General features: G+C 39.7%; 10 protein-coding genes. 6 read left to right on the forward strand and 4 right to left on the reverse strand.

All coding sequences use genetic code 11. The features are described 5' to 3' along the window. The first annotated feature begins 353 nt into the window (after positions 1–353). From RIV7116_RS02665 to purF, 3 genes are all read left to right on the forward strand, one after another. Positions 354–1,559 carry a HEAT repeat domain-containing protein gene (locus RIV7116_RS02665; protein ID WP_015116723.1) on the forward strand — a complete coding sequence of 402 codons (1,206 nt, stop codon included), beginning with the start codon at positions 354–356 and terminating at the stop codon, positions 1,557–1,559. Between the two features lie 724 nt (positions 1,560–2,283). Next, positions 2,284–4,662, forward strand: a complete 2,379-nt coding sequence (gene purL / locus RIV7116_RS02670; protein WP_015116724.1) for a phosphoribosylformylglycinamidine synthase subunit PurL — start codon at positions 2,284–2,286, stop codon at positions 4,660–4,662. Positions 4,663–4,862: 200 nt separating this feature from the next. Continuing rightward, the gene (purF, locus tag RIV7116_RS02675; protein WP_015116725.1) at positions 4,863–6,365 is read left to right on the forward strand and encodes an amidophosphoribosyltransferase; all 1,503 of its coding nucleotides are present in this window, start codon (positions 4,863–4,865) and stop codon (positions 6,363–6,365) included. A 336-nt stretch (positions 6,366–6,701) separates the two neighbouring features. On the opposite strand, the gene RIV7116_RS02680 is transcribed toward purF, so the two are convergent. The 3 genes from RIV7116_RS02680 to RIV7116_RS02690 form a co-directional block, all read right to left on the reverse strand. Continuing rightward, entirely contained in the window at positions 6,702–6,986 is a 285-nt protein-coding gene (locus RIV7116_RS02680; RefSeq protein WP_015116726.1) for a hypothetical protein, read from the reverse strand. Between the two features lie 124 nt (positions 6,987–7,110). Next, entirely contained in the window at positions 7,111–8,160 is a 1,050-nt protein-coding gene (locus RIV7116_RS02685; protein ID WP_015116727.1) for an ABC transporter permease, read from the reverse strand. Positions 8,161–8,267: 107 nt separating this feature from the next. Beyond that, the gene (locus RIV7116_RS02690) at positions 8,268–8,786 is read right to left on the reverse strand and encodes an adenine phosphoribosyltransferase (protein WP_015116728.1); all 519 of its coding nucleotides are present in this window, start codon (positions 8,784–8,786) and stop codon (positions 8,268–8,270) included. Positions 8,787–9,549: 763 nt separating this feature from the next. On the opposite strand from RIV7116_RS02690, the gene RIV7116_RS02695 reads away from it, so the two are divergent. Together RIV7116_RS02695 and RIV7116_RS02700 are read left to right on the forward strand one after the other, a co-directional pair. Continuing rightward, a complete protein-coding gene (locus RIV7116_RS02695) occupies positions 9,550–10,176 on the forward strand; it encodes a DUF3038 domain-containing protein (protein WP_015116729.1) in 627 nt (208 codons plus the stop codon). Beyond that, positions 10,173–11,609 carry a DUF4335 domain-containing protein gene (locus tag RIV7116_RS02700; RefSeq protein WP_015116730.1) on the forward strand — a complete coding sequence of 479 codons (1,437 nt, stop codon included), beginning with the start codon at positions 10,173–10,175 and terminating at the stop codon, positions 11,607–11,609. The genes RIV7116_RS02695 and RIV7116_RS02700 overlap by 4 nt, the downstream gene beginning before the upstream one ends. 107 nt (positions 11,610–11,716) lie before the next feature. Here RIV7116_RS02700 and RIV7116_RS02705 read toward each other — a convergent pair whose 3' ends face one another. Further along, complete coding sequence (locus RIV7116_RS02705) at positions 11,717–13,984, reverse strand: transglycosylase domain-containing protein (protein ID WP_015116731.1); 2,268 nt, start codon at positions 13,982–13,984, stop codon at positions 11,717–11,719. A gap of 452 nt (positions 13,985–14,436) precedes the next feature. Between RIV7116_RS02705 and RIV7116_RS36285 the strand changes: the two genes are divergently transcribed. Beyond that, a complete protein-coding gene (locus RIV7116_RS36285; protein ID WP_015116732.1) occupies positions 14,437–15,687 on the forward strand; it encodes a hypothetical protein in 1,251 nt (416 codons plus the stop codon). Positions 15,688–15,731 lie beyond the last annotated feature (44 nt).

The raw sequence follows: 15,731 nt of genomic DNA on the forward strand, positions 1-15,731 counted from the left end.
TTGGTTTACTTTAAATAATCAAAGGTTAAGTTACAGCAAAGATTACACGGACTGTCATAGTCATACACTTAAGCAAATATTTTCAGCCCCAAGAAATTAATTTAAGTGTTTCAATCTTTACTTGGTTAAGTTCTTATTAAATCGATAAATAGATTGATTTTTTTGTATCAAGTGTAACTTTTTTTGGATTTATCCCTAAATTTATGCATAATACGCATAAATTATATTTAGTTATTGCATAACTATCTGGCACAAAAGTATTACGCATTCTATATATTGCTGGTAATTGCTGAAATTCATGACAAGCTAAATGAAGAAGTACTGCAACTGACGCTTAATTGTTGAATACGCGAATGCTAAAAACCCTTGATATAATTGCCGATGCTGTATCAGAAGCGAATTGGATACTTGTTAACCAGCAGTTACAGCAGCTATTAGAGAAGAAAAATTTAGATTCACAGGTTGTAGATAATAGTGAATTGGAACAAGCTGTTGCAATAGTCATGGAGGTAATGAAAACTGGAGATTTTCAAACCCGATGGGATATAGCAAAGATATTCCCTAAAATCGGCAAGCCAGCAATAGCTCCTTTACTTGAAATACTTGAAGACGAATATGCTGATTTAGAAATTCGTTGGTTTGCTCTTCGCATCTTGGGAGAATTCAACGAACCTCAAATAGTTTTATCCCTAGTTAAATTGCTCGAAGAGACAGAAGAAGAAGAATTGGCGATCGCATCTGCTCGGGCACTCGCGAACATTGGTAAACCAGCTATAGCAGCATTAATTGAATTACTTAAGGAAGAAAAATCCCGGTTATTAGCAGTAAAATCCCTGGCTCAAATTCGATGTTTGGAAGTTATCGAACCTTTACTTTTAATTGTGAATGATAATGATTCTGTTGCTCAAGTAAGAGTTACAGCGATTGAAGCTCTGGGTAGTTTTCACCAAAAGCATTTGATTCCTGTATTTATTCAAGCTCTACAAGATACAGATTGTTCCGTTCGCAAAGAAGCAGTTATTGCTTTAAAAATGCGTGCTTATCTTGAAGAAGAATTTGATTTAGTCAATCATCTCCAGCCTTTGCTTTACGACATTAATTCAGAAGTGTGTCAGCAAGCAATACTAGCAATGGGATGTATGAAAAATGAAGCAGCAATAAAAGCGTTATTTGATATTTTAAAGTTTAAGAATGCTCCTTTATTTATTAAACAAGAAGCCGTGCGTGCTTTGAATTGGAGTAATAGTTTTTTAGCCTTAGATTATTTAAAAGAAAGTCTTTATTCAAACGATATTGAACTAAGTAAAGAAATTATTTCTGTATTAGGAAGACAAGAATCAACAGAATTTAAATCTTATGCTGCTGAGATTTTGATTGACTTTGTTAATAGCGAGCAGGAAGTAACGCATCAGTTGGGAATAAAACAGGTAGTAGCGACATCTTTGGGAGAATTAGGAGATTTACGCGCTCTGACTCATCTGGAAAAAATGAGTTTGGATGAGGATTCTAAGGTTAGATTGTATGCAAAAACTGCGATTAAGAAATTGAACGATAAATAGCAATTCATCAAAGCGATACCCTTATAGGGTATCGCTACATTTACGAAGCCTGTTTTCACAGGCTTCAAATTCATAGCCCACGGAGGTGGGCTTGGTTTCTGTAGCCCCACCCTTCGAGGGTGAGGGCTTTTGGATTGCGGATTACGAATTACAAATTTGTCTGAACCTCAGACTCTACCAAAGAAGCATTATCGCAAATATTCCGAACTTCAATTGAGGTAATCAAATTGACCGTACAAGATGTATTTACCTCAGTTAATACACTTAACGACAATATTTTTGTGTAAATTCATCTATAACCCCTCGCAATTAGCTTCTGATGGGATTACTGTCCGAGGAATGATTTTTTACGCAAATTATTGAATTTTTTTGAAGTATTTTATTCTTTAGTGGCGAATATTCGCATTGATTTTTCTTCCGCTTTCACAAGCTGCTATCAGGGAGCGAGACGCTCCCACTACGAATGTGCTTTCCTTCAAAACTTATGCAGTAGACTACTAGTATTCGACCACATCAATCTAACAAGTATAAAAACTACAAAAGAAGCATTATTTTCCTCTTTAACACAGTTACAAAAGTGCTAATTAATACAAATTGACATATAAAAACAGTATTTATCTTAATATTCTATAATTTCAATTTAAAAATTTAATTTTTCCCAAAAGTAATAAATGTACAAATAAATATTAGAATATAAAGTTCGTCCAGGCGTGTAATTCCTCCCATGACCGCTACATCCCAACCTCCATTTTCGACCGAAGAAATAGCCAAAGAAGGCATAAAACCCCAAGAATATCAAGAAATCGTCAAAAGATTAGGTCGTCATCCGAATAAAGCCGAATTAGGAATGTTTGGCGTCATGTGGTCGGAACATTGCTGTTATAAGAATTCCCGACCTTTATTAAAACAGTTCCCAACTACCGGAAAACGTATTCTTGTAGGACCGGGTGAAAATGCTGGTGTTGTAGATTTAGGTGATGGTTTACAACTCGCATTTAAAATCGAATCTCACAATCACCCTTCGGCTGTGGAACCTTTTCAAGGGGCGGCGACGGGAGTTGGTGGAATTCTTAGAGATATTTTTACGATGGGTGCGCGTCCCATTGCTGTATTGAATTCACTGCGTTTTGGTAATTTGGAAGATGCCAAAACCCAAAGATTATTTAGTGGTGTGGTATCGGGAATTGCCCATTATGGGAACTGCGTTGGTGTTCCTACAGTTGGTGGTGAAGTCTACTTTGACAGCGCTTACTCTGGCAATCCTTTGGTTAACGTCATGGCTTTGGGATTGATGGAAACGTCGGAAATTGTCAAATCTGGTGCATCTGGGATTGGTAATCCGGTACTCTATGTCGGCTCTACTACCGGGCGCGACGGTATGGGAGGTGCAAGTTTCGCCAGCGCGGAATTAACCGACGAATCCATTGATAACCGTCCTGCGGTACAGGTTGGCGACCCTTTTTTAGAAAAATCTTTAATCGAAGCTTGTTTGGAAGCCTTTAAAACAGGTGCAGTAGTCGCAGCCCAAGATATGGGTGCTGCGGGTATTACCTGTTCTACTTCCGAAATGGCTGCAAATGGTGGTGTCGGTGTGGAATTCGATTTAGATAAAATCCCTAACCGCGAAACCGGAATGATTCCCTACGAATATTTACTCAGCGAATCTCAAGAGAGAATGCTGTTTGTTGCTCAAAAAGGTAGAGAACAAGAATTAATTGATATTTTTGTACGTTGGGGATTGAATGCAGTAGTAGCAGGAAAAGTCATAGAAGAACCGATTGTAAGAATTCTATATCAAGGAGAAATCGCAGCAGAAATACCAGCTACAGCTTTGGCAGAAAATACCCCAATTTACAACCGAGAATTATTAGCTGAACCTCCAGAATATGCTCGTAAAGCTTGGGAATGGACATCAGAAGAATTACCCGCTTGCACTCATGAAGGCATTGAAATAAAAGGTAAATTACAAACCTGGAACGATATTATTCTGACTTTACTTGATACTCCCACCATCGCTTCAAAAAGTTGGGTTTATCGTCAATACGACCATCAAGTGCAAAACAATACCGTAATGTTACCCGGTGGTGCAGATGCGGCAATTGTGCGGTTACGCCCTGTTGGGGGAGATGGGGAGAAACTTTCCAATGCCCAAAAAGGAGTTGCAGCAACAGTTGACTGCAATTCTCGGTATGTTTATCTCGATCCTTATGAAGGCGCTAAAGCTGTGGTAGCCGAAGCCGCACGCAATCTAAGCTGTGTGGGTGCCGAACCTTTAGCAGTGACGGATAATCTTAATTTTGGTAGTCCTGAGAAACCGATTGGTTATTGGCAGCTATCAGAAGCTTGCCGGGGATTGGCAGAAGGATGTCAAAAATTATCGACTCCGGTAACTGGAGGAAATGTCTCTCTCTACAATGAAACTTTTGATACGAACGGTAATCCCCAGCCAATTTATCCTACTCCCGTTGTCGGAATGATAGGATTAATTCCCGATTTAACCAAAATTTGCTCCCAAGCTTGGCAATCGGAAGGAGATATAATTTATCTCCTCGGTTTACCAATTCAATCCGAAATCACATTAGGAGGATCGGAGTATTTGGCTACCATTCACGATACTGTTGCCGGAAAACCGCCAACAATTGATTTTGACTTAGAACTTCGCGTACAAAAATCTTGCCGCGAAGGAATTTGTCAAGGTTGGGTGCGCTCTGCCCATGATTGTGCGGAAGGTGGAATTACTGTTGCTCTGGCTGAATGCTGTATTAACAGTCATCTAGGTGCTGATATTCATTTTGAGTCACCAGCGAACAATGCTCGAAGATGGGACGAAGTACTTTTTGGTGAAAGCGGAGCCAGAATTATTGTTTCAGTACCGTTAGCCCAGCAAGAAAATTGGGAATCCTACTTACAGGAAAACTTGAGCAGCAATTGGCAAAAAATTGGTGTAGTCAAAAACTCCCAAGCAGATTTAAGGGTATTTACTCTTGATAATAAAACTTTAATAAACGTTACGATAGATAATGTAAGCAATCGCTATTATCACTCAATCACTAAGCGTTTAGCAGTTCATAAACAGTTAAACACTCAGTTAACAACCGAATAGCAGACAGTGCGCCATTAGCCTCAGTGAGCATAAATACTGTACTCTGGTAAATGGATGGTTAAGAATTAATTAAGTTTTATCGAATTTTTCTTCAGCTATCCAGTTTCACAATCCCAGTGGCTTGACGGGCATTCTTAAAAGTTTTTCTTCAAAAAAAAATTAAGAAAACCCTTGACATCATCATCAGGAGCATAGCTAGCATGATTCCCCCAAATACCAAAGCCGTCACTTCGGATAAATACGCCCAAATTAATAGCAATCCAATTAATTTAAACGAACGTCCTGACAAGCAAGAAGAAGCTTGCGGCGTTTTCGGCGTTTATGCACCCGGACAAGACGTTGCCAGACTAACTTACTTTGGACTGTACGCCCTCCAGCATAGAGGTCAAGAATCCGCTGGGATTGCCACTTTTGAAGGCAAACAGGTACACCTGTACAAAGACATGGGTTTAGTGTCCCAAGTTTTCAACGAATCTATTCTCGATCAATTACCTGGTAACGTTGGCGTTGGTCATACCCGTTATTCGACTACAGGCTCTAGTCATGTGGCTAATGCCCAACCAGCTGTGGTAGAAACTCGATTGGGTGAGATAGCCTTGGCACATAATGGTAATTTAGTCAATACAACTCAATTGCGCGACGAGTTGCTCAAGAAAAGCTGTAACTTGACTACCACAACCGATTCAGAAATGATTGCCTTGGCGATCGGTGAAGAAATAAATGAGGGTGCCCAGTTATTAGAAGGCGCAATTCGTGCTTTTAATCGTTGTAGAGGAGCCTTTAGTTTAGTTATCGGCACAAGTGAAGGCATAATGGGCGTGCGCGATCCGAATGGTATTCGTCCCTTGGTAATTGGTACTTTGGAAGGTAGTCCGACACGTTATGTTTTAGCTTCGGAAACCTGTGGTTTGGATATCATTGGCGCTCAATACTTACGAGACGTAGAACCAGGCGAGTTGGTTTGGATTACCGAAGAAGGTTTAGCATCCTTTCAGTGGAGCCAGAAACAAGAAAGAAAATTATGTATCTTTGAAATGTTTTACTTTGCTCGTCCTGATAGCATCATGAACGAGGAAAGCTTGTACAGTTATCGCATGAGATTAGGACGAAGATTAGCACAAGAATCTGTTGTTGATGCTGACATCGTTTTTGGGGTTCCAGATTCGGGAATACCTGCTGCAATTGGTTTTTCTGAAGTTTCTGGTATACCTTATGTCGAAGGATTGATTAAAAATCGTTACGTAGGAAGAACTTTCATACAGCCTACCCAAGCAATGCGCGAATCGGGTATTCGCATGAAATTAAATCCCCTCAAAGACGTATTATCTGGCAAAAGAGTAATAATCATTGATGATTCAATCGTGCGGGGTACTACAAGTCGTAAGTTGGTAAAATCCTTGTACGAAGCGGGAGCAAGGGAAGTACATATGCGAATTTCCTCTCCCCCAGTTACTCATCCTTGTTTTTATGGTATCGATACTGATACCCAAGACCAACTAATTGCTGCAACTAAATCAGTTAAAGAAATTGCCCAGCATTTGGAAGTAGATAGTTTGAGCTATTTAAGTTGGAAAGGAATGTTAGAAGAAACCAAGCAAGATATTAATAGTTTCTGTTCGGCTTGTTTCACTGGAGATTATCCTGTACCAGTACCTGAAAGACTCAAGCGTTCTAAATTAATTTTGGAAGAAGCAATGGTCTAATTGCTTTCTTTAGATATTATTAATCATAAATGTAGAGACGTAGTAATACTACGTCTTTTTATTTACGTAAATTTACAAAATCAAAATATAGCAACTAATACAATTCATCACTCAAAACTCAACTTCTTATTCCTAACTGCTCGCCAAACAGCAAAATAAATCCAAGAATTACTCGAACAATTAGATAAAACCAAAATGTAGTATTACTCGCAGAAAAATTGCCATAGCCCATTCGCGCAGTGAGTCGCTAGACTAAGGGCAACGGTTCGCGTATCGCGCTTCAAAAAAATACTACGTTCTTCTGATATTACTTATTAGCAATACCAATTACCAAATTCAACTTTGCACTAAAAATTCAATTGTAGGTAATAAAGGGTCAGTTACAATACCTACACCATTAAAACTCCATCTTTGAAGTACGGTTTTTATCTGAGTACCTGAAATAGTCTCTACACCAAGACGATCGGCTAAATCGCCAGCATGAGTATTAAGATAGCTCAAAGCATCAAAATTTTCGCGAAATAACAACACGAAAGTAGAAGCATCATCTTCATTAGGACGTGCTGCTAAATAACGACCATCAGCTTTAGAGCGAATTAAATAATATGTTTCTGACAACATAAGAACAGTGAGCAGTTAACAGTTAACAGTGAGCAGTGAGCAGTTATAAGTTAGAAATATTAGTTAATAATTTTCTACCCCCCTCTCCTTGTCGCCTCTTCTCCCCATCTGCCTAAATAATTACTCAAGACTTCCCAAGCGTAATCCGAGGATCGGCAACTTTGAGTAATAAATCTGCTACTAAATTACCAACGATTAATAGCACTGCGCCCATGATCAAACTAGCCATAAGTACGTATAAATCTTGGGCACGTACTGCTTGTAGAGTCAATCTACCTAAACCAGGCCAGTTAAAGAAAAATTCTGCAATAAAAGCACCGCTTAATAAAGCTGCTAATTCAAAGCCTAATAAAGTAATTAACGGGTTAATAGCATTACGCAGAGCATGAACGTAAATAACGCGGTTTTCTGGTAATCCTTTAGCGCGCGCTGTTTGAATATAATCTTGACGCAGTACATCTAATAATTCACCGCGAGTGATACGCTGCAAACCAGCAAAACTAGTAATGCTCAAAGCAATGGTAGGCAAAATCATGTGCCAAAGAATATCAATAATTTTCCCCAAAGGCGAAAGTTGAGCGTGATAAATGCTTGTCATGCCTCCAACGGGAAACAAAGGAGCGGTAATTTGAGCAAAAATCAGCAATAACAAAGCCGTGATAAAGCTGGGAAAACCTTGTCCGGCATAGCTAATGACCTGTAAAATTCTGTCAGTAGCACGGTTTTGCTTTACGGCTGCGAAAATACCCAAAGGAATGGCGATCGCCCAAGTACAAATCAAAGAAGCAAAAGCTAAAAGTAAAGTTGCAGGTACTCTTTCCCATATCAAAGAAGCTACCGAACGCTGATAGACAAAACTCGTTCCAAAATCTCCTTGGGAAATAATTCGCCACAGCCATAAAAAATATTGAATGTGCCAAGGTTTATCCAATCCAAATTGTTCTTGCAATTCCAGAATTCTTTCTGGAGAAATCTTGGGGTTCTGTCGTAGATTATCTAAATAATCTCCTGGAGCCAATTGAATAATAATAAAAGAAACTACCGACGCTAAAAAAATTGTCAGCAGTGCTTGTAATAGTCGTTTGACAATATAAAGAAATGTTTCGCTAGTTACTATCTTCCGAAAAGAATCTCGACTTGATTCCCAAAAGCTTTTTGATGTTGTTGCAGTCATAGCACCTGAATTAAAAGGTTAAAGGTTAGAGGTTAGAGGTTAGAGGTTAGAGGCTTAAAACCGTTTATTCCTAACTGTTAACTGTTCGCTGTAAACTGTTAACTGTTCTAATATTCCACAAGAGTAATAATAGGTACATCTGGTAACTTTTGACGACCTTGTAATTCTTGTAGCTCGATAATAAACGCAAATCCGACCAATTCACAGCCAACTTTTTGAATCAATTCGGCAGTTGCACTCGCAGTTCCACCTGTAGCAATCAAATCGTCAGCGATTAAGACTCGGCTACCTTGTTGCAAAGCGTCCTGATGAACTTCTAAAGTGTCCGTACCATACTCTAGTGCATATTCAATTGCGTGTATTTCTGCTGGCAATTTACCTTTTTTACGGACGGGAATAAAACCTGCTTCTAGCTTATAAGCTAAAGGTGCCCCAAAGATAAATCCTCGCGACTCCATGCCTACTACAAAATCTGCCGTCATGCCAGCGTCGATACATTTTTGCGTAAATAAATCAATCGTGTATCTTAACCCTTGGGCATCGCGCAGCAAAGTAGTGATATCTCTAAATAAAATTCCGGGTTTAGGGAAATCGGGAATATCGCGAATTAAAGATTTCAAATCCATAATATAGAAAAGTCTACAATTATTACTGTGATTAAATCTTTATCCCCCATGTTAGTGGCGGGAAAAGTTACTGTCGCACGGTCATCAATTTACTATATATTTTGCACCAACGCTGTTTGCGGCTGATTTAATATATTGTCTTTCTAAGAATCAAGAGAAAACTGACAATAAGCCCTTTATTAAAATTATTTTTAACTTCTTTTTAGAATATGAGGTCTAATATATAACGTTCGAGTAATTTTTACGATGGAGGTAAAAAACCAGTAAATCAGTATTCTTACAAATGACTTTACCGATTAAGTAGCGGCAAAATAATTGAATTGACAACAAGATTGCTATAGAGTTAATACTCTACTCGAATATAGCTTTTAAGTAGATTCATCTATATGGTTATTGCTACAAATTGTTGACGCTAGCTGTAAATAAGACCCCGCAAAGGTTTAGGCTATAGTGGAGAAACCGTAAAAGTGGAGAGGTTTTCTTCAATTGTCCTATTTTTTCCTTGAATATATTGTTAATCCACAGTTAATGGAATCTACAATCGTAATCGCCGTTGTAATTGCACTACTATCTTCGCTTGGGGTTAAAAATGCTTTAAAACTTCGATTTTAGGTATACGGAAAGCTTGGATATGAAACAGTAATTAATGTATATATCAGGCAGTTGCATTACTGCCAGACTGCCAACATATTTATATTTGGCTACCATAGTTTAATTAATTTTACCTATTTTTCTTTGAATTTCCCCTACAAGGAACTGATAAATGAATGTTTCCGCTCCTTTAACGCCGTTCAATAGTCCGGCAGAACAAGATTTGCCCATGATTCTGGAAACGCTACCCGATCCCGCAGTAGAGGGGCAGGGATGCCCACGCAGAACTAGACAGCAAATTGACCTTATTTTACTTGCAATTGAAGCTTTAGATCTTGGCGGTTCCGAAGCAATTCTAGCCTTTGCCCAAGAGTTGGATCTGAAGGGAATTATCAAAGATCGAGTTAACTTATGGCGAATGCGTAGCACTAATCCTCTACGCAGAGCCAATATTCGCCGTCCTTTAACCATTATGGAAGCAAAAGCTTTAGTGGTTATTTCCTGCTATTTGGCAAGACGATTAACGGTTGTTATCCGACAGTTGTTAATGATAAATCAACAAATGGTTGAAAAGCAGATTCCTTTGGAACAGAATTTGCGTCTTTCTAATTATTTAGAAAGATTTAGAGCGCATTTCAGAAGCCGCATGAATAAAAGACGCTCTGGATTAATGGCACTAAATTCTGACGATAAATTAAATGAATTGGCTGTAAGTTTGTTAGCACAGCTACTTTTCTGTACGGGAACAGCCGGAATGCAGCGCTTTTGGATTAGTCTTTTTGATGGTGAAGTAGAATGAATATTCAACGTAAATATAGTTTGCCTAATTGCACGCTACTTTTAGAAGGATTAAGCGACGCTTCCAAAACAGCACAGTTTCAGGAAATGCGCCCGGAACTTTCTATTTTGGTCAATGCAGAATGTACTTTATCTGGCTATACTCAAACTTTAGCAGGCGGTAGGGATTTTTTTGAAAGCTTAGTTAGAGCAGTCAGCGCCTACGCTCAAGAATTTTTGAGCAATATTTCTAACCCCCAAGCTCATAATTCTGAATCAGAATTAGTACAAATTGAAAAAGTTACCAGTAATATTCACAAATTAAGGGTACGCTCGGACATCCCTAAAGAGAATTTGAATAATACTGCTAGCGTCAATCAAACAATTGAAGTTGATTTGAATTCAGTACAGTTGTTCGACTTGGTAGAAGCAGTAGATCAATTTTTTGCAGATACACAAACTTTACCAGAATTGACGCTAGAGTTACAACCAGTTGCGAGGAAACATGGTGCTGTTAATAGCGCTTTACTCGAACAAGCAGTACCAGCTACTGTTGGGCTTACCAGTTTAGCTGCTGCTGCCATCGCATTTAATTTAATCCCAGCACCAAAATTCCCAGAAGAACCCGCAGCCCAAAACAAAGTAGACTCTACGACTCAAACTGTTAATTCTTCTGAAAATTCAAAAATTGAATCAAAACCCGAAACTAATACAACTCAACAAACCCCAGTTCAGACTCCAACTACATCACCCGATGCACCTCAAGCAATTCAGGATTTGGAAAAACTTGTTAGTTCGGCTCCTGAAATAACCAATAGAAAGCAATTAACTAATTTAAACACTCAGGTATACAGACAAATTAACCAAGCTTGGAGTAGTCGTCAAGGACTACAATCTGACATAGTTTATCGAGTTGGTGCAGCCGCCGACGGTGCGATTGTCGGTTATAAAGCCGAAAATCAAACAGCTAATGATGCTGTTGAAAAAACTCCTCTCCCCAAAGTTCTTTACAGCCCTGCTGCGAGTGGTGCGATCGCTAACGAACCAATTGCCCAATTTAGAGTAGTTTTTAGAAAAACGGGAGTACTTGAAGTTTCCCCCTGGAATGGATATGGAAACAGATCCGATAATATAGGAAGCCAAATCAACGATCAAAATACGCTTTCTAATCTAAATCAAAAACTATCAGCATCACTTAGCCAAAACTCTGGCAGCAATACAACTTACAAAGAAGATTTGAAATATCGAGTCGCAGTTAAAGAAAATGGAAGTATAGCTGATTACGAACCGCTAAACAAAGCCGCTTTTGAAAATTTTCGACAAACGCCTATTCCTAAATTATTTCAAGGCGACAATACTCGAAATGCAGAACAGAAAGAACAACTGGCTCAATTTCAGGTGGAATTTAAACCAGGTGGCAAAGTGGAAGTTACACCTTGGCAAGGGTATCGGTAACCAAAAGATATATGTAGAAGGTAAGAGGTAATGGCTAAGAAATTATTATTTTATTTCTCCTGCTTTAATACCATTACCTTAATACCATTACCAATCGGGTATTATATTCACCTAACAACTTTACCCATATAATTTCCCCATAGTTGAGCAGCTTGAGCGCTGCTACCGGAAGTGGGAGAATTATCATCGTTTCCTAACCAAATACCCGTAGAAAGTCTTCTTCCGGGAATAAAACCAATAAACCACAAATCAACATTTTTATCTGTGGTACCGGTTTTTCCACCTTCTCCAAATCCAATAGCAGCACCGCGTCCCGTACCTCTTGTGACTACTTGACGCATCAGATTGGTCATAGTACTTGCAACCTGGGTTTTCAAGACTCGCTTGTTGGCTTCTTGATCTTGATTGAAAGAATAAATTACGCGACAGGTTTTCAAGTCGTCGCGGTTTTTACAGTCGCTGCTATCAAGAATCCGCTTGATAGCATGAGGACGATTCCAAACACCTCTATTACTAATAGCGGCGAAGGCTCCGGTCATTTCTAATACGGTAGTTTCGCTTTGACCTAATACTAAACCAGGAACAGGATTTAGTTCCGAACGCACTCCCATAAGTTTTGCCAGTTTTACTACTGTATCTAACCCGACATCGCGAGCAACTCGCAAAGCGACGGGGTTTTCAGAAAGAGCATATCCAGTCGCAACAGTGATTGGAGCAGTACCACCTCTACAAGGTTTATACCTAATACCCTGCCATCTTACAGAAGTACAGTTATAGGTTCTTCCCGTCGAAATTCCTTTTTCGATAGCGGCAGTGTATGGAAAAACTTTGAAAGTTGAACCGGGCTGTCTTTTAGCTTGATAGGCACGATTAAACTGGCTAGTAGCAAAATCGCTACCACCAACCATTGCCAAGATACCACCCGTACTCGAATCAAGAGTAACTATTGCTCCTTGAGAAAAACCAAAAGTTGTTCCAGCAGTTTTGATATGGTTTTTTAATGAAGTTTCGGCTTGAGTTTGAATTTTTGGGTCTAGCTGAGTCTCAATAATAAAATTCCCTTCAGCCGCTAAGTCTTTTCCCAAAATAAATTCAAGCTCGTTAAATACATAAGTATAAAAGTAGGGAGCAATTCTTTTGGCTTGACGCTCGCAAACTTTAGAGCTGACTTCAACCGGCGAACGTCTAGCGCGATTATACTCATCTTGCTTAAGCTCGCCCATTTCGCGCATTCGTTTTAGTACGCGGTTGCGATATCCGATAATATTTCGTCTGCTTCGGGCATCGCCACAAAAATTAAAACCATTGGGAGCTGGTAAAATTCCTACTAAAGTAGCGGCTTCTGCTGCTGTTAACTCTTTTGCTGATTTATCAAAATAATACCTTGCAGCATCCTCAAAGCCTGAAGTATTTACTCCTAAATAAACCCGGTTTAGGTAACTAAGTAAAATTTCGTCTTTACTATAAAAAGTTTCTAGCTTTAAAGATACAATTGCTTCGCGTACTTTGCGTCCTAAAGAATCCTGTCTGCCTACATAATCCCGAAATAAACTGCGGGCTACTTGCTGAGTAACCGTACTAGCACCTTGTTGAACACCACCACTACGAGTATTTATAAATACAGCACGCAAAATACCGTAGGGGTCAACACCGAAATGCCAGTTAAAACGACTATCTTCTGAAGCTACTACTGCTGATGACAAATAAGGTCCAAAATCGGACAATTTTTTCAAATCTACGTGAGAGGTGGTTCGAGGCTCTTGCAAAGGTGTTTCACCATCCCCAGCATAAACTACCACTGGCCCTTGAGTCGCTGCCGGTAAAGGCTTTACAGAAAATTTCAGCCATTCTACGCCAATAGCTAAAGCAAGCAAAGCACTGACACCAGCAACTCCCAAACCTGCCATCGTTGCGGCCTTTACGTAAAAAGGTGGGGGATCTACGTATTGTAAACGTACTGAAGCAGCCAGTTCTGGTGGTCCTAAAGTTAGAACATCACCGTGACGCAACTCCAACGAATCAACTCTACGCTTTCCTCGGTAAATGCCATTAGTAGATTTTTCATCTTTAATAACAAAAACCGGTTTGCGCTGAGAGGAATCTCGCGATAGCGACAGATGAATTTGGCTTACTACCGGATTTCGTACAACAATATCGCAGGATTTGGAACTGCGACCGATCATATAGCGATCGCCAAGCAAAGGATACATTTGAGCCGCTTGAGTCCCAGCGTCTTGTACCCAAAGTTCTGGCACTCTGGCATTAGGCTTAAGAGCCAGCTTGGAAAAATCGACCCGAGCTTGAATTGTCTGTACTGCTTGAGTCAGTTGACCAAGTAAAGTTTGCGGCTTTTTAGGGGGTTGAGGGGAACTCATGGGCTATTCACACCACGGTTATTATTTAATAATCGGGCAAAGTAATGCCCTAAAATGCTGTCTTTTCACCATTCTACTTATAAGAATATATGAAGTTTAGCAATACGGAATTGTTCCTTATTATATATGATACAAAAAACACACTTAATCATATTATATTTACGGTTGTTTTTATTACAACATAACGGCTGCAATAAATCGATTCGTAATGAATTTACAGTCTCGAAAAATTTGTTTATTGTTGCCTTAGAGCTTTGTAAATTCATATTCCCGATCAAATTAATATAAGTATATTTATCAACTAAGCGGCTGCGAATAAATGATTAATTTTTTACAATTTAAATTTACTAAATATATAAATTTAAAAATACACATCCCCATTTAGACAGATTTTATAAAGACATTTGTTTGATTTAATGGGCGGTGGTATTAGTTTCGAGGAGTGAATAATTATGAAGGGCAAATTTATAACCCTTATTGGCACAGCCCTGACTCTAGCATTAAGTAGCACTGTTGCGGTTGCTCAATCTACTAAATTCCCTGAGAGAGACTTCCCAGAGCGAGAAGAGCCTACAAGCGTTTCAGAAGCTGATGATACTCTTGTTGCAGCAGCAGAAGAAGAACTTTCGCCAGATGCAATGGAAATATTGTGCCAGCGTTTCCCATTAAATTCTCGTTGCCAAGGCGCAAATGCAGCAACACCTTCTTCTGACGAAACAACAGAGGAAAGCACTCCTGCCGAAGATAGCATTTCACCAGAAAATAGTATAGAAGAAACTACACCAGGGGCACCTCTTCCCGATTCTTCTCCAGAAGGCATAACTCCAGCACCTGAAGAACCTCTTCCTGGAACAACTCCTGAAGGTTTAACTCCATTGCCTGGTTCAGTTCCAGGAGACGAAGTAACTCCGAGTGAGGATGATGCTCCTACAAACATCACTCCAATGCCTGGTACAACTCCTGAAGGAGAAGTAACTCCTAGTGAGGATGATGCTCCTACAAACATCACTCCAATGCCTGGTACAACTCCTGAAGGAGAAGTAACTCCGAGTGAGGATGATGCTCCTACAAACATCACTCCAATGCCTGGTACAACTCCTGAAGGAGAAGTAACTCCGAGTGAGGATGATGCTCCTACAAACATCACTCCAATGCCTGGTACAACTCCTGAAGGAGAAGTAACTCCTAGTGAGGATGATGCTCCTACAAACATCACTCCAATGCCTGGTACAACTCCTGAAGGAGAAGTAACTCCTAGTGAGGATGATGCTCCTACAAACATCACTCCAATGCCTGGTACAACTCCTGAAGGAGAAGCAACTCCTAGTGAGGATGATGCTCCTACAAACATCACCCCAATGCCTGGTACAACTCCTGAAGGAGAAGCAACTCCGAGTGAGGATGATGCTCCTACAAACATCACTCCAATGCCTGGTACAACTCCGAGTGAGGATGATGCTCCCACAAACATCACTCCAAACGAAGACAGCGTAACTCCTGAAGGAGAAGCAACTCCTAGTGAAGAGGATGATGCTCCCACAAACATTACTCCAACTCCAGACGGCGTAACTCCTGATTCTGATTCTCCCAGCAACATGGATAATCCAGGAGGAACAAGTCTTCCCGATGCCGATATTCCTGCCAATACTGAAGAACAAACAAATCCCAGTGAAGGTGGAGCAAAAATATTAGCTCCTCAGTAACAGATAAAATCCGATACAAACTTAGTGGAAAACAAGAAAAAATA

The sequence above is a fragment of the Rivularia sp. PCC 7116 genome (genome assembly GCF_000316665.1).
Lineage (GTDB): Bacteria > Cyanobacteriota > Cyanobacteriia > Cyanobacteriales > Nostocaceae > Rivularia.

Excerpts from the sequence above, each read along its gene's own strand:
- RIV7116_RS02665 (WP_015116723.1), top strand. The coding sequence starts at position 354 with ATGCTAAAAACCCTTGATATAATTGCCGATGCTGTATCAGAAGCGAAT.
- purL (WP_015116724.1), top strand. The coding sequence starts at position 2,284 with ATGACCGCTACATCCCAACCTCCATTTTCGACCGAAGAAATAGCCAAA.
- purF (WP_015116725.1), top strand. The coding sequence starts at position 4,863 with ATGATTCCCCCAAATACCAAAGCCGTCACTTCGGATAAATACGCCCAA.
- RIV7116_RS02680 (WP_015116726.1), bottom strand. The coding sequence starts at position 6,986 with ATGTTGTCAGAAACATATTATTTAATTCGCTCTAAAGCTGATGGTCGT.
- RIV7116_RS02685 (WP_015116727.1), bottom strand. The coding sequence starts at position 8,160 with ATGACTGCAACAACATCAAAAAGCTTTTGGGAATCAAGTCGAGATTCT.
- RIV7116_RS02690 (WP_015116728.1), bottom strand. The coding sequence starts at position 8,786 with ATGGATTTGAAATCTTTAATTCGCGATATTCCCGATTTCCCTAAACCC.
- RIV7116_RS02695 (WP_015116729.1), top strand. The coding sequence starts at position 9,550 with ATGAATGTTTCCGCTCCTTTAACGCCGTTCAATAGTCCGGCAGAACAA.
- RIV7116_RS02700 (WP_015116730.1), top strand. The coding sequence starts at position 10,173 with ATGAATATTCAACGTAAATATAGTTTGCCTAATTGCACGCTACTTTTA.
- RIV7116_RS02705 (WP_015116731.1), bottom strand. The coding sequence starts at position 13,984 with ATGAGTTCCCCTCAACCCCCTAAAAAGCCGCAAACTTTACTTGGTCAA.
- RIV7116_RS36285 (WP_015116732.1), top strand. The coding sequence starts at position 14,437 with ATGAAGGGCAAATTTATAACCCTTATTGGCACAGCCCTGACTCTAGCA.